This window comes from Pontibacter oryzae, from assembly GCF_003576375.1.
GTDB lineage: Bacteria > Bacteroidota > Bacteroidia > Cytophagales > Hymenobacteraceae > Pontibacter > Pontibacter oryzae.
In genome coordinates this window covers 130,833-144,363 of sequence record NZ_QWGE01000004.1, presented here as the reverse complement: position 1 = coordinate 144,363, position 13,531 = coordinate 130,833, and the positions used below count along the sequence as shown (strand labels likewise).

Genomic DNA, 13,531 nt, shown 5'->3' with positions numbered 1-13,531 from the left:
GATAGATTATTGGATAGTGGTGTAATAAACTTTAAGCCTTACGTTTTTGATATTCTTGTTCTGCGCACCCACCACTAATCGGCTGGCAGTAGTGTTAAAGGCTGATGGGGAAGGAGCTAAGTAAAGCGGCTGGTTTGTGATGCGCTCATCGCGCAGCCTCTTGATCAGGTGCTCGGTGATGGAGAACTCATAGCGACCATCCGTTGAGGTTTCGCTGCTTTTGATAAAGCTGGAGGTAATTGGGTTGCCCTGTGCGTCATAATCAAACGGTATCGGGCTGTAGATTATGCCGTTGCTGCCAGTCTCATAAAGGGTAACCGCAGTAGGCACCGGATATGGATAGGTGGTAGCAAAGCTACGGGACGGCTCCACAATGAGCACCGCCTTGTTAATGAACTCAGGCTTCAGCTGCTGCTTCAGCTTATCCAGATGCGGAATATCCAGTTTGATCATAAGACCCGCTCCTGCCTGTGCCATACTTACCTCGTTAGTAACGCTGGCAGCCAGTTCTTTGCTATGCTTAATACCATCCAGCGAAGAGCCTGTAAAATCAGAAGAGAACTTGTTAAACTGTGTCGAAGAGTTTGTTAAAGGGAAATCAATGAATTTCTGTACCCTGTTACCACCTGAAGTAGACGGCTCTGAATAGTACAAACGCACCAGTGTGCCGGTTGTGGCAAAATTCAGTACTGATGTACCCTCCGGTGAAGTAATGTTGAGCCCCTTGAAGAAAGTCATAAAACTGCTTGTTTCGCTTAATTGCTCATCGCCTGCCACACGCATATCGAACCACATCTGGCCCAGCGTGTTTGGCATCGGAATAAGCAGCGTATCTTTGCTTACCGGCCTTGGGCTGAATGAATATGACGTTAAGGGATCTGGTTTAACACCTACTTTGCTTTTGTTGTAAAGGGCTGAAGATCGGAAGAAGTATGAGAGAGGGCGCTCTACAGGGTATACTGTTGGCAGGTCGCGCAACTTTAAATCAGAGCTAAGCTCAAAAACATTTAGCGTTACAGTGTTGATGGTATCACCATAGTAACCACCCGAAAGTGGCATAATCAGCTTCAGGGAATCATACCGCGCATCGCTCGCAATAGTGGCCGTGCTGCCTACACCCAACTGAAAGAAAGTGGAGGCACTTAAAGTGCCAGCATTTGGCGTAGTATACCGCCCAACAAGCAAACTGCCTGTGCCGGAAGTATAAATAGAGTCTAGCAGCACGGTAGATACATTTATGGTAAGCGTATCTACAAATTTACCAGACACGTTATCCTCCACCAACTCAAGGCCCAGGTCATTTGGGTCCTCGCAGGAAGAAAGCGCCAATATGGCACCCAGGCAGCAAAGCAGGTAGTTAAACTTGTTTTTAAAACTAGACTTCGAAAATAACATATATCAACGTTGTAAACAGATTTCCCTTAGGGCGAAACACGGAAGCCAAACTAGCTCGGGCCTTCCCTGCTTGCTCAAGGCAAACATCTTGTATAAAATCTCTATTAAAGTATAGCGGAAAGCCATAATTTATTCCGGTTCAAATATAACACTATATTTTCTTCAACAGAAAGATATTGCAATCTGTAAACTGCAATACACCCAGATTATTGCACAACAAATGTACCGAACCTAAAACTAGCAGGAGAAAGAGCGAGGGCGGGAAGTAAAGCTAAAGAATATACAAAAGGCTTGCTGGGCAAGCCCTCTGTTCACACTTAATCAGAATTCATGCTGTGTTATCAGTTCTTGTCAGGCGCTTCGCCGTTGCAGGTATCCACTACCCGAACAGCCAGATACATCATAGACGCAGACATACAGGTAGGGCCGTATGCTCCGTTAAGTTCCAAGCGCAGGGCTATTTTGGTACCGATCTTCTGATAAGCCTCTGGCAGGTTATCCGTAGTAACATAGCCACCTTGCAGCTGGCCAATGTAGCGCCCTTTACTTTCTGCACCGCCGGAGTTCTTCTCCAGCTTTAAGATGTACCATCCGGTTTCGCAATCCTGCCCAATTACCTCAGCTGCGTGGCAAACCGGGGCTGGTGCACTTTTGGAGCATCCTGCAGCCACTAATGCCAGGCAAAAGTATAAAATACTCAGGTAGAGGAAACGCTTCATATTAGGTTGTTTGTTGGTTTGCCTGCCAGTAATACGCAGGGCGTTTTCATAGCTCAGAAAAGCAGAGATCAATTAAATAACAGCAATCAGATTTTGGAATGGCTTCATACATGATGGATTATTGTCCGCTATAATAGGACCCCAGGCATACTTCCTGCGTTGCACACCGCAGGAAATTTATCGGCGCCCTGCCCCTAAATCGTAATTCACAGCCAGGTTCAGGCCCATAGTGTAAGGCTTGCCCTGCGGAGCCATGGCCTTCTCAGGAGAGGCTAGCATGGTATCGAAATAGCTTCTGAACTCCGGGCCGACGGTTACCGAGATATTATCTGACAGTCTTTTGCCCAGCCCTGCCGTTGCATTACCCGACCACTGCAGTTTACGGAACGGAGAGTCCTTGTCATTTGCGCTATAATCCACATCCTCTACATCCGCAGCAGAGGCAAGCACAGAAGACTCCAGCAGAATGTTGGCTGCTACCCCACCTCCTGCAAACCAGAACCAATCTTTGCTCAGATTGCCTTCATACTGTATACCTGCTGGCACAGTAAGGTGTCGGTAGCGATACTGCACTTCATAGTCATCAGTTTTGGTCAGACTTTCTGGACTACTCGCATCCGTTTGATTGAGCGTAGGCACGAAAAATGTTTTAGCGCTGCCGCTCCCGTTTGGCCCCATCCTGTTGTGATTTTGCTCAAGCACATAGCTGGACTTGGACCGTGCCGTGTTTTGCGTAAAGCCTAGCCCACTCAATAACCTCCACTTTTTACCAAGTTTAAAACCGGTTTTCAATTCTATCCCAAATGAGAACCCTGGCTCAACCTCCTCTTTATACTCTTCGCGAGCCTCTGCCGCCATAAGCGTGGAAGCCTGCATGGCCGAAGGTGGCGCAAGTGTGGTAAAAGCGGTTGGGATGGCCGATTGTGCTGAGGTACCTATATTTTGCTCGAAGTAGCTTGGTGCGTAAGCCAGCCCCAACGACCATCTGCCGCTTTTAGGGTTTTGCTCATTTTCAGGTAAGCCGGCCAAAGCTAGCTCCTGTTCTGCCTTTAAGCGATGCGCCATACTTTCCTGCTCCGCGCCCAATGCCTTAACCCTGCTCATAACGGCACGGCTCAGCGCGGTAAAATCGTCTTCTATAGCCTGCACCGGATCATCTCCCATAAAGCCCGATGATATTATAACCGAGCCAAAGCCTGTAGTGACCTTTTTTCCGGAAAACTCCTGCTGAATGGCAGGAAACCGCGATTGTACACTACGGCCTGACTTTTCGCTGAATACAGAAGTATAAAATGCATTATTTGTACCAGCCACATTGTACCAAGCAAATGTATTTGGAGCAACAACTTGCGGCGCTTTTGCACGCGATAATCCAAGCGCGGACGCTGGCTTTGAAGTATAACTTAAGTTGCTTTCTACACTTCCCGGGCGCTCAGGTACTGCTTCTGCAACTATAGGCTGTTGCTTTACCGGTTCATACGCCTGCACAGCCTGTTGCATAGCAGAGGCAATAGCCTCATCGGTTATACTTGCTGCCTGGCCCGCTTCAGGCATGGGCACTTTGGTTGTCAGGCTATCTAGTGTTAAGGCCTCCGGACCCTTGGTTGGCTTACTAAAATAGAATGCAGCCATACTTCCGGCTACTATGAGGAGAGTGACACAAGCCGCTGCCAGCTGCCTATAGAATAGCATACCTCGCTTGTACTGGCTATTTTCCTGCACCGTCAGCTGATGGTCTATGCGGTTCCAAAGATCTCCGGACGGCGTCGCCTCAGCGTTTTGCATGCGGCGCTGGAACTCTTCCTCCATACTATTCCGCTGGTTGTTAGTTGCTGATGACATGTTCCTTTATTTTTTCTTCCTGGCGCAGCAACATACTTTGCAGTATAGCCCTTGCGCGTGAATATTGTGATTTAGATGTCCCCTCTGAGATGCCGAGCATTTCCCCGATCTCCTTGTGGTTGTAGCCTTCAATAGCGTATAGGTTAAAGACCATGCGGTAGCGCGGCGCCAGGCTCTGGATCATGGCCATAAGCTCATCCATAGTATAACCACTTAGGTTTACTTCTCCGGAGCTCAGGTTTGCCACCTCTTCGGCCTCATGCGACACGGTGAGCAACTGTTTGCTGCGAAGGTGCTTTAGTGCTGTGTTAACTACAATGCGGCGTATCCAAAACTCTACAGGGCAATCGCGCTTAAATGCGTGCAGGTTGTTAAACACTTTCACGAAAGCATCTTGCATGATATCCTCGGCCTCAAAGGTAGTGGGTGCATAACGCAGGCAAACGGCCATCATCTTCCGGGAGTAAAGGCCATAGAGTTGGTGCTGCATTTCGCGTTTGCCTGCGATGCATCCATCTATAAGTTTCTCCTCGTCGGATTTAGGTTTTGTAAAAAGCTTCAAATGTTGCCTGTTTTACGCTTATGTACCCCTATGATTCCGATTGTAGCCAGATAGTTGCAAGCGTGTGAAATTATTTTTACAGAACAAAAGGGTCAAGCGCATGTATATACCTTAAACCATACTTTGCAAAGTAGTAAAGCAATGATTACCTGACGGTTTAAGTTATGAAAATTACTGTTACACCCCTGAAAAATAAACTATGAAAGTACTGATTATGTATTACTCGCTCTATGGGCATGTGAAGAAAATGGCAGATGCCATTGCCGAGGGCGTGAAACAAGTGGATGGCGCTGAAGTAGTGCTGCGCCGCGTGGCAGAAACCTTACCCGACGATATTATTGAGTCGGTTGGGGCAAAGGAGGCGCAGCAGGAGTTGCAGAAAGTCCCGGTGGTAACCCTGGACGACATGCGCGAGGCTTCCGCCATTATTGTGGGTACGCCTACACGGTATGGCAACATGTGCAGCCAAATGCAGGCTTTCATTGACTCGACAGGTCCGCTTTGGGCAAAAGACGAACTGGTAGGAAAAGTTGGCGGCGCCTTCACGAGCACCGCTACGCTACACGGTGGCCAGGAATCCACCATCCTTCATGTGCATACCATGCTGCTACACCTGGGCCTAGTCATTGTAGGGCTGCCTTACAGCTTTAAAGGCCAAGCCAAGGTAGATGAAGTAACCGGTTGTTCGCCATACGGGGCCTCTACCATAGCCGGTGGCCAGGGAGAGCGCACCCCAACCAACAACGAGTTAGAGGGTGCACGCTTCCAGGGCAGACATACCGCTGAAATTGCCAAAAAGCTCTTCGGCTAACAAATATAGCATCGGATGTAAAACTAAAAAGCCTCCTGAATTCAGGAGGCTTTCTTCTTTCGCAGCAAGCTCTTAGTAGTTGTAAATCATCTTAAACCTTGCCCGGAAGTATGTTTATACTTAGTAGGGTATATCCAAAAATAAAAATTTATAGCTAATCAGAGTAATCAGTACCAATATTAGTAGCCAGGTATAGCTTATCACTTTTAATGCCAAAAATGAGTTTCCGTCTATCTGGCTCATGTCTTCGTAAGCCTGCAGCCTGGACTCTTGCTTTACCTGCCTAGAAATAAGCTGATACGAGGCTGGCAGTACGAAAACTATCATCGCCACATCATCTAAGTAGCCAAAAACCGGGGTAAGGTCCGGCACCAAATCAAGAGGGCTAACCACATAGGCTATAACCATTGCCAGCAACACGCGTGCATACCATCTAACACGATAATCACGGTATGCTAAGTATAAGGCGTAGACTTCGGTATGGAAAGCATGCGCCTTTTGCTTAAGGGTGTTTAAGTGCGGCATGGTAGTAGGGCGTGTTCAATCCCTTTTACGCATGTAACACAGCATAAAGTTGTACTTTAACTACTTTATTTACACCGTTCACAATTGTACTGCTTAATATTTAAAATTCCAAATACTCCAGGCAGCATCCGCTTGCTGGTATAGCATAGGCAACCCGTTTATTACTTTAGCGCCATTGGCAGCACATTTTTGCATAAGCAGCGTTTCCTCCGGATTGTACACTAAATCATACACATAATGCTGCTGTGTTATACCACTGAATGGTAGTTCTGGGGCTTCCTGCACTTGCGGGTACATGCCTATTGGAGTAGTATTGATGATGAGCTGATGCGTCTGCAGTACCTGGTCTGAGAGTTGGCTGTAGCTCACCTGCCCTGCCCCCGCTGTTCTGGATACTTTCAAGAAGGGTATGGCCAGTGCATCCAGTGCGGCCCAGACAGCTTTGGCAGCACCGCCTGTACCCAGCACCAAGGCCTTACTTTGCTTATGTATTGGATAAAACTCCTGCAGAGAACTTTTAAAAGCTATGAAATCCGTGTTGAAGCCTTTGGTTTTGCCGCCGCTAATCTTAATCGTGTTCACGGCCCCAATCTGTGCCGCAGCCTCGTCCATTTCGTCTAACAGCGGAATTACTTGCTCTTTATAAGGTACCGTAACGTTCAGGCCCACCAGTTCCGGCTCCTGTTGCAGCAACTCAGGCAGGCCCGCCATATGAGGCAGCTCGTACAACTCATACTGCGCATCAAGTATGCCCTCGCGCTTAAACTTCTCCGTGAAATACTTTTTAGAGAAAGAGTGGCTGAGCTTTTTACCGATGAGTCCGAATTTACGCATGGCAGTGTGGTTCTGATTTATACTTGTACAGTTGTGTCCTCGGTGAACCGATCGATTAAGTACACGAGCAGGAAGCCGAATATAGCCAGCAGTACGCCATACAGTAAGTATGGCTCCTGCCCTGTTATGGCCTCGTAGTTGCCTGGCAGCACGTTTTCCTGCACCAGTGGCTTTACCTCTCCGTGGCGGTCGGTGTAGGTTTCGATGGTTTCCTTCCAGGGCCATACTTTGTTCAGAGACCCAACCATGAAGCCCGTTAGCAGCGCCACCGTTATGTTATGGTATCGCTTTAGCATATAATTCAGCACATGCGAGAAAGCCAGAATGCCCGTTACGCAGCCCAGGCCAAAGGTTATGATTACATCTAGCTTCAGCTCTTTCACGGAGTTAAGTATAAACTCATACTTGGCCAGCAGCACCAGCAAGAAGCTTCCGGAAATGCCGGGTAAGATCATGGCGCAAATCGCAATAGCCCCCGACAGGAAAATAAACCAATAGGCTTCCGGTGATTGGGTAGGCGTAGCAACCGTGACATAATAGGCAATAGCGGCGCCAACAAGGCCAGAAAGTATAACTGCGGGCCGCCAGCGGGTGATCTTTTTGCTAACCACCACTGCTGAGGCTACAATCAGCCCAAAGAAAAACGACCAGAGCATCTCCGGGAAATTCTCCAGTAGGTAAAGTATAACCCGCGAGAGCGAAGCGATGGAGAAAAGAATACCCCCGATCAGCACCACTAGGAAATTGCCGTTGATGTGCTTCCAGAAACCTTTCAGGTTGAGGCGCAGCAATAGCTTAATGGCCTCCCCGTTTACCGAGCGGATAGAGCCTAATAGCTCTTCATAAATTCCGGTGATAAAAGCGATGGTGCCACCCGACACGCCCGGCACTACATCAGCCGCGCCCATGCCTGCGCCTTTGGCAAACAGCAGCAGGTACTCTCGTAAAGATCTTCTTTCCATAAATTGTTTAAGGCTATACTTGTATGGCTAAAACGGAAATTGCCCGTGGGGCCATACCTCACGGGCAATTTATACTTTTGGATTTATACTTTAACCTCTTAGCAAGGTTTTTCCATGTTCAGGAAATGATCGAAGGTATCGCCACGCAAGCCCAACCGGATTGTTTCCAGCGGAATAACCTCGCTTGGCGCAATGTTGCCCAAGTTTACGTTAGCTCCTAAAAGCTTGATAAACCATACTTGCTGCGCTTTTTGAGGGGCCTCCCATAGTATTTTCTCAAACGGAATCTGCGTAAGAATCTCTTCCACAAGGCCGCTGCGCACCTCGCCGGTAGAGCGGAAAAGGCCAACGTTACCGCCTTCGCGGGCTTCGCCAATCACTTTCCAGGCGCCTGCTTCCAACTCAGCCTGCATCAGTTTGATCCACATGTATGGCGGAATGATCTTCTCTGCATCCTTGGAGCCTACCTCCGACAGCACAGTAACTTGCTCCGACAGTTTAGCGATGTACTCGCACTTTTCGTCGTGCGGCATCTCTAAAGAACCATCCGATACTTCCGCGAACGTCATCCCGAATTCGTCCAGCACACGGCGGTAGTCATCAAACTGGTTACGCACAATAAACGCCTCGAACAGGGTACCGCCAAAGTATGTAGGGATACCGGCGGCTCTATACACCTCCAGCTTCTGTTTAAGGTTAGGTGTCACGAAAGACGTGCCCCAGCCAAGCTTCACAATATCAACGTATTCTCCGGCTACCTCCAGAAAGTCTTCCACTTCCCGAATGCTAAGCCCTTTGTCCATGGCCATGGTAAAGCCCCGTTCGCGTGGTTTAACCGGGCGCTCCGGAATGCTATTCAGTGTATAGTTCATTTGATTTTATTTGCGGTACTGATCAATTAATCGGGCTAATGCACGCTGCGATTCCAGCTCAGGGAAGAACTCGAACAGCAGCTTGTGCTTATCGAAGTCCAAAATTAATGCATTTTCCAGATAATTATAAGCCTCGCGGTATTTTCCTGCGGAAAGCATGTAGGCGCATGCCCTGTAATAGAGCTCTGCCTCTTTTGGTTGCAGCTCTATGGCGTTTAAAATAATGTCTGTTGCTTCTTCAAAATTGCCCTGCTCAAAAAGTATGATAGACCAATTGAGGTAGATGTTCTTATCGTCCGGACGAATGCCGGAGGCGCGCTCATAGCTCTCCAGCGCCGACACCACATGGCCCACTTGGTATTCTGCTGCGGCCAGCGCTACCCAGTAATCTGCACTGTCATCGTAAAGCTCCACTGCCTTTTTAAAGAAGTGCACGGCCTCATACCATTTTTCCTGCGCATCCAGAATCACCCCGATACCAAACCAGGCCTCGTCCATCTCCGGGTCCAGGTCCACTGATTTTTGGTAGTAGCGACGCGAAAGGTCCCACTGCTGCATTTTCTCGTAGCACTCCCCGATGTTGCAATATACTTCCGCGTTGGGCTCACCGTGCTCAATCATGGCATTGAATGCCTCAATGGCCTTTAGGTACTGCCCCTGGTACACCAGCGCATTAGCCATGTTGTTATAAGCCGTGATAAAATCCGGGCGAATGAGCGTGGCGTAATCGTACGCTGAGATAGCTTTTTCGTAAGCGCCCATCTTGTTATACAGGTTGCCCAAGTTAAACCAGGCCACATACGAGTATGGGTCGTCGTCCACGAACTTCTGGAAAAACGGCAGGTGCTCGCTCATTACATTCGTCAGGTCCATGCAGTAAAGCACTTCCTGCATTGCGGCCTCGTTCTCGGGGTTCAGGGCTACGCACTTTTTGTAATACTTTATGGCCGAGGCAAGCTTGCCCCAGGTTTGATAAGCCAGCCCAATGTTAAAGTATATATCATCCCGGTCGTCGGCATAGGCCAGGGCTTTCTTAAAGTAATCTATCGCCTCCCTAAACTCTCCGCGTTGGGTGTAGATAATTCCGCGCGTAAGCTGCACGTCGGCATTCTCCGGGTCCACTTCGGCTACCTTGTTAATCATGACAAGGGCTTCCTCAAAGTTGCCTGACATGGCCAGCAGCTGCGCCTTGTCTATCTGTAGCTCCGTGGAAAAAGGGTACTGCACCAGGGCTGTGTCGCAGGCGGCCAGGGCTTTCTTGTACTCAAAGTTTGCGGTATAGTGATCAATGATATACTCAAAGTCTGTGAGGTCAAAAAATGCCGTCTCGTTGCTCCCGAGCATGCGCTCGAAACGTTGTATCAGTTCCAGCTCTTCGCTGTGTTCTTCAAAGTCTTCTTTCATCTCCAATATCCAACAAGCTGCCCTAGAACAGCTTTTTTCATACTACATTTTAAGGCTGCAAATAGTTTATTCTGCTTTTTGCAGCGCTGCTTTGCCAGCCTGCCGCCCTAATTCCGTGCAAACCCACTGCACCGACTCCGCTACCGGCCTAAACTCGAACCCAAGTGCCTTTTTAACTTTATCGTTACTGAAAAAGTGTGTTTTCTTGGCTACCCTGGCCGTGTCTTTGGTGATGAGTGGCCGGCGGCCTGTAAGCCACGAGCGGGCGTGCTCCAATCGCCAAACGACCTCAGCCACAAAAGGGGGTACTTTTAAAGCGGGGGCTTTTTTATCGAAACAGTTAGCTACCTGCTCAAAAAAAGTCTTGTAGCTCAGTTTCTCAGCATTTAATATAAACCTTTCTCCTGATATTTCCGAGAAGGCCAGGCGCAGCATTGTTTCAATCACATCGCGCACATCCACAAAATTGGCCTCCCCGGCGGTGTAGTAGAGGCGCTCATTATACACATACTTAAACAGTTGCGTGCTGCTCCGGCTCCAGTCGGCAGGGCCAAGTATGATAGACGGGTTAACGATAACGGCATCGAGCCCCTCGGCTACGCCGCGCCATACTTCCAGTTCACCAAAGTACTTTGAGCTGGCGTAAGCAGACAAATCGGCTGCCGGGTCCCATTTAGCCTGCTCCGTAAGTATGGCTTTGTTTTTTGGCCGGCCAACTGCAGCAATCGAGCTGACATGGCACAGCTTTATACTTCCGGCCTCCAGGCAGGCATCCACTATATTGGCGGTGCCCTCTATGTTTATTTGCTTCAGCAGCTCCTCATCCTGCGGGGCATAAGACACCAACCCGGCACAATGGAAAACATGCGTCGCACCCTGCAGGGCATCACGCAGCATAACCGGGTCCAGAATATCTCCCTCAACCCATAGCACCTGGTCGGCATAAGCGATGGCAGGGGTTTGCCCACGGTAGAGCGCTTTTACCTGATGGCCTTGGCGTACTAGCTCCGGAATCAGAAAACTGCCGATCAGGCCACTGCCGCCCGTTACAAAGATCATGCGTTGAGGAAGTATAAATTAGAGGAAATAACTATAGTTGCCTGTTGCGAAGCGGCAAAGCCAGCGCTTTAACCAGATGCTTTGAGCTTAATACTTTATGCAGGGAGTTGATGTGCTTCAGGCCATGCGTATCTGAGCCCAGAAAATCTGCCAGGCCCTGCTCTATCAGGCGCTCAGCCACATCTTTCGCCCCCGGCGAGTAATAGCCTGCCAGGGAGTTGATATTTGGCTGAAACAAAACGCCCAAGTCTTTTAAGGCCACCAACTCGTCATACTTGCCATAGAAGTAGGTATAGCGTTCTGGATGGGCTAGCACCGGCTGGTACCCCTTGGCACGCATCATAAAGATTGCTTCGCGCAGATTCAGTGGCTCGTTCAGGAATGATGTCTCAAAGAGTAAGTATTTCTCTCCGAAGGTTAGCAGCTCCTCCCCATTCTCCAGCTTTTCCAGAAAGCCCTCGTCCAGGTAATACTCTGCCGCACAGTCCAGCTCCATTTCTATACCTTCCTTAGCTACGGCTTGGCGCAGCAAAGCAAGCTTTCCCCGGATAATTTCGGGCGTGTTTTTGTAGAAATCGCTCATCACGTGTGGCGTCATGATCAGCTTACGGTAACCCAGCTGCTTCATGGCACGCACCAAATCCAACGACTGCTCCAGGCTGTCAGAACCATCGTCAATGCCCGGCAGAATATGCGAATGCATATCCACAGCCAGCTCACTGAGTGATGCCACCAGCACTGGGTCCTCGCCTCCCCCAAATAAGTTTTTTAAAAACTTTATCATCATCTCTACATTGGTTCCTGTGGCCCTGCTGCATGCGGGCAGCACAGCAAACAAAGCTCAAAATAACAGAAATTAAAATCACGGTCAAAATAAAGCTGGCACAGGCTACAGTAGCCTCTTTTACATACGATTAAATCTATATGCCTGATTGCCCCTTTGGCCTTATTTACATAGCTTTGTAAACAACGGATAGTGCGCTACCGTTAGTAAAGGCTACTTATCACCTTACATGAACCCAAACTATAAATGGAATTAAAAACAACTGAAAACCAGCGCATGATCGCGGACATGGTCCGTGATTTTGGTGCGAAGCACATCAAGCCCAAAATGATGGAGTGGGACGAATCACAGGAGTTTCCGGTGGAGGTCTTTAAAAAACTCGGCGAACTGGGTCTGATGGGCGTGCTTGTGCCTACAGAGTATGGCGGCTCAGGCTTTGGCTACCTGGAGTATGTAACTGCTATCGCGGAGCTATCTAAGATCGATGGCTCTATCGGCCTTTCCATGGCCGCGCACAACTCGCTTTGTACCGGGCACATCCTCCAGTTCGGAAACGAGGAGCAGAAGAAGAAATACCTGCCTAAGCTGGCAACTGCCGAGTGGATCGGCGCCTGGGGCCTAACAGAACCAAACACAGGCTCAGATGCGGGTAACATGCGCACCGTAGCCGTGCAGGACGGTGATTACTGGGTAATTAACGGCGCTAAGAACTTTATCACGCACGGTAAGTCTGGCAATGTAGCTGTTGTTATTGTACGCACCGGTGAGGTGGGCGACTCGCATGGCATGACGGCTTTCGTGATTGAGAAAGGCACTGAAGGCTTCAGCGCTGGCCGCAAAGAAGACAAGCTGGGCATGCGCGCCTCAGAAACCACGGAGCTGATCTTCCAGGATTGCCGCGTGCACAAAGACCAGATCCTGGGCGAGGTAGGCGAAGGCTTCGTGCAGGCCATGAAAGTACTGGATGGCGGCCGTATCTCTATCGCAGCCCTCTCGTTGGGCATTGCACAGGGTGCTTTTGAGGCGGCTTTAGCTTACTCTAAAGAACGCCAGCAGTTTAACAAGCCAATCTCCAGCTTCCAGGGCATCGCCTTTAAGCTAGCCGACATGGCGACAGAGATCGAAGCGGCTTCGCTACTGACATACCAGGCTGCCGATATGAAGAACCGCGGCCTGAACGTAAATAAGGAATCAGCGATGGCTAAGCTCTATGCCTCTGAAGTATCGGTGAGGGTGGCAAACGAAGGTGTGCAGATTTTTGGCGGCTATGGCTTTACCAAAGATTACCCTGCAGAGAAATATTACCGCGATGCCAAACTTTGCACCATCGGCGAGGGAACAAGCGAGATACAAAAGCTTGTTATATCCAGAGCCATGCTTAAATAAAAAAGCTGTGGCAGAGGCTATATAGGCGCTTCTGCCACACTTTCTAAAATAAAATCAGGCTGAGCAAGAAATAATTAGCCAATAAGTTGATTTTTAAGTCAAAGCTTGTTTAAATTTGCAACCCTAAATTCAAAGAGAAGCGAGGAATAATATGATCATTGTAAACGTAAAAGATAACGAGTCTGTAGACCGTGCTCTGAAGAGATTCAAGAAGAAATTTGAGAGAACTGGTGTTTTGAAGGAACTGCGCTCTAGAGCCTATTTCGAGAAGCCGTCAATTGCTAAAAGAAAGCAAAAAGAGAGAGCTGTATACAAGCAGCACCTGTTTGCTGAGCAAAACTACTAGTATCTCTAACAAGATATTTTATTTTTCCAT

Annotated in this window: 14 protein-coding genes; 3 read left to right on the top strand and 11 right to left on the bottom strand. The window is 48.8% G+C overall.

Annotated features, from left to right (window positions below):
* Positions 1 to 6: 6 nt before the first annotated feature.
* The 4 genes from D1627_RS12855 to D1627_RS12840 all read right to left on the bottom strand — a co-directional run bounded on the left by D1627_RS12855 (position 7) and on the right by D1627_RS12840 (position 4,518).
* The gene (locus D1627_RS12855) at positions 7 to 1,395 is read right to left on the bottom strand and encodes a DUF4270 family protein (RefSeq protein ID WP_119432671.1); all 1,389 of its coding nucleotides are present in this window, start codon (positions 1,393 to 1,395) and stop codon (positions 7 to 9) included.
* A gap of 341 nt (positions 1,396 to 1,736) precedes the next feature.
* Positions 1,737 to 2,114 (bottom strand): hypothetical protein, encoded by a 378-nt coding sequence (locus D1627_RS12850; RefSeq protein WP_147383300.1) that lies wholly within the window; start codon positions 2,112 to 2,114, stop codon positions 1,737 to 1,739.
* Between the two features lie 177 nt (positions 2,115 to 2,291).
* The gene (locus tag D1627_RS12845) at positions 2,292 to 3,956 is read right to left on the bottom strand and encodes an outer membrane beta-barrel protein (protein ID WP_119432669.1); all 1,665 of its coding nucleotides are present in this window, start codon (positions 3,954 to 3,956) and stop codon (positions 2,292 to 2,294) included.
* Positions 3,940 to 4,518 (bottom strand): RNA polymerase sigma factor, encoded by a 579-nt coding sequence (locus D1627_RS12840; protein ID WP_119432668.1) that lies wholly within the window; start codon positions 4,516 to 4,518, stop codon positions 3,940 to 3,942. The genes D1627_RS12845 and D1627_RS12840 overlap by 17 nt, the downstream gene beginning before the upstream one ends.
* Before the next feature lie 199 nt (positions 4,519 to 4,717).
* On the opposite strand from D1627_RS12840, the gene wrbA reads away from it, so the two are divergent.
* Complete coding sequence (gene wrbA, locus D1627_RS12835) at positions 4,718 to 5,329, top strand: NAD(P)H:quinone oxidoreductase (protein WP_119432667.1); 612 nt, start codon at positions 4,718 to 4,720, stop codon at positions 5,327 to 5,329.
* Positions 5,330 to 5,449: 120 nt separating this feature from the next.
* On the opposite strand, the gene D1627_RS12830 is transcribed toward wrbA, so the two are convergent.
* The 7 genes from D1627_RS12830 to D1627_RS12800 all read right to left on the bottom strand — a co-directional run bounded on the left by D1627_RS12830 (position 5,450) and on the right by D1627_RS12800 (position 11,772).
* Positions 5,450 to 5,854, bottom strand: a complete 405-nt coding sequence (locus tag D1627_RS12830) for a YkvA family protein (RefSeq protein ID WP_119432666.1) — start codon at positions 5,852 to 5,854, stop codon at positions 5,450 to 5,452.
* A 93-nt stretch (positions 5,855 to 5,947) separates the two neighbouring features.
* Positions 5,948 to 6,688: a shikimate dehydrogenase family protein gene (locus D1627_RS12825; RefSeq protein ID WP_119432665.1), complete on the bottom strand. Its 741-nt coding sequence runs from the start codon at positions 6,686 to 6,688 to the stop codon at positions 5,948 to 5,950.
* A gap of 17 nt (positions 6,689 to 6,705) precedes the next feature.
* Positions 6,706 to 7,650, bottom strand: coding sequence for a DUF368 domain-containing protein (locus D1627_RS12820; protein WP_119432664.1), 945 nt, complete (start codon positions 7,648 to 7,650; stop codon positions 6,706 to 6,708).
* A gap of 98 nt (positions 7,651 to 7,748) precedes the next feature.
* Positions 7,749 to 8,522, bottom strand: coding sequence for a phosphosulfolactate synthase (locus D1627_RS12815; RefSeq protein ID WP_119432663.1), 774 nt, complete (start codon positions 8,520 to 8,522; stop codon positions 7,749 to 7,751).
* A gap of 6 nt (positions 8,523 to 8,528) precedes the next feature.
* Positions 8,529 to 9,926 carry a tetratricopeptide repeat protein gene (locus D1627_RS12810; RefSeq protein WP_119433023.1) on the bottom strand — a complete coding sequence of 466 codons (1,398 nt, stop codon included), beginning with the start codon at positions 9,924 to 9,926 and terminating at the stop codon, positions 8,529 to 8,531.
* A gap of 66 nt (positions 9,927 to 9,992) precedes the next feature.
* Entirely contained in the window at positions 9,993 to 10,985 is a 993-nt protein-coding gene (locus D1627_RS12805; protein WP_119432662.1) for an NAD-dependent epimerase/dehydratase family protein, read from the bottom strand.
* 31 nt (positions 10,986 to 11,016) lie between these two features.
* Positions 11,017 to 11,772, bottom strand: a complete 756-nt coding sequence (locus D1627_RS12800; protein ID WP_317125217.1) for a tyrosine-protein phosphatase — start codon at positions 11,770 to 11,772, stop codon at positions 11,017 to 11,019.
* Positions 11,773 to 12,015: 243 nt separating this feature from the next.
* On the opposite strand from D1627_RS12800, the gene D1627_RS12795 reads away from it, so the two are divergent.
* On the top strand, positions 12,016 to 13,155 hold the full coding sequence (locus D1627_RS12795; protein WP_119432661.1) for an acyl-CoA dehydrogenase family protein: 1,140 nt from the start codon (positions 12,016 to 12,018) through the stop codon (positions 13,153 to 13,155).
* 151 nt (positions 13,156 to 13,306) lie between these two features.
* Entirely contained in the window at positions 13,307 to 13,501 is a 195-nt protein-coding gene (gene rpsU / locus D1627_RS12790) for a 30S ribosomal protein S21 (RefSeq protein WP_119432660.1), read from the top strand.
* The last annotated feature ends 30 nt before the right edge of the window (positions 13,502 to 13,531 follow it).

What these genes read in the sequence shown, in the direction of transcription:
- D1627_RS12815 (WP_119432663.1), bottom strand. Translation starts at nt 8,522, where the DNA reads ATGAACTATACACTGAATAGCATTCCGGAGCGCCCGGTTAAACCACGC.
- rpsU (WP_119432660.1), top strand. Translation starts at nt 13,307, where the DNA reads ATGATCATTGTAAACGTAAAAGATAACGAGTCTGTAGACCGTGCTCTG.
- D1627_RS12825 (WP_119432665.1), bottom strand. Translation starts at nt 6,688, where the DNA reads ATGCGTAAATTCGGACTCATCGGTAAAAAGCTCAGCCACTCTTTCTCT.
- D1627_RS12795 (WP_119432661.1), top strand. Translation starts at nt 12,016, where the DNA reads ATGGAATTAAAAACAACTGAAAACCAGCGCATGATCGCGGACATGGTC.
- D1627_RS12810 (WP_119433023.1), bottom strand. Translation starts at nt 9,926, where the DNA reads ATGAAAGAAGACTTTGAAGAACACAGCGAAGAGCTGGAACTGATACAA.
- D1627_RS12805 (WP_119432662.1), bottom strand. Translation starts at nt 10,985, where the DNA reads ATGATCTTTGTAACGGGCGGCAGTGGCCTGATCGGCAGTTTTCTGATT.
- D1627_RS12830 (WP_119432666.1), bottom strand. Translation starts at nt 5,854, where the DNA reads ATGCCGCACTTAAACACCCTTAAGCAAAAGGCGCATGCTTTCCATACC.
- D1627_RS12820 (WP_119432664.1), bottom strand. Translation starts at nt 7,650, where the DNA reads ATGGAAAGAAGATCTTTACGAGAGTACCTGCTGCTGTTTGCCAAAGGC.
- wrbA (WP_119432667.1), top strand. Translation starts at nt 4,718, where the DNA reads ATGAAAGTACTGATTATGTATTACTCGCTCTATGGGCATGTGAAGAAA.
- D1627_RS12845 (WP_119432669.1), bottom strand. Translation starts at nt 3,956, where the DNA reads ATGTCATCAGCAACTAACAACCAGCGGAATAGTATGGAGGAAGAGTTC.
- D1627_RS12855 (WP_119432671.1), bottom strand. Translation starts at nt 1,395, where the DNA reads ATGTTATTTTCGAAGTCTAGTTTTAAAAACAAGTTTAACTACCTGCTT.
- D1627_RS12800 (WP_317125217.1), bottom strand. Translation starts at nt 11,772, where the DNA reads ATGATGATAAAGTTTTTAAAAAACTTATTTGGGGGAGGCGAGGACCCA.
- D1627_RS12850 (WP_147383300.1), bottom strand. Translation starts at nt 2,114, where the DNA reads ATGAAGCGTTTCCTCTACCTGAGTATTTTATACTTTTGCCTGGCATTA.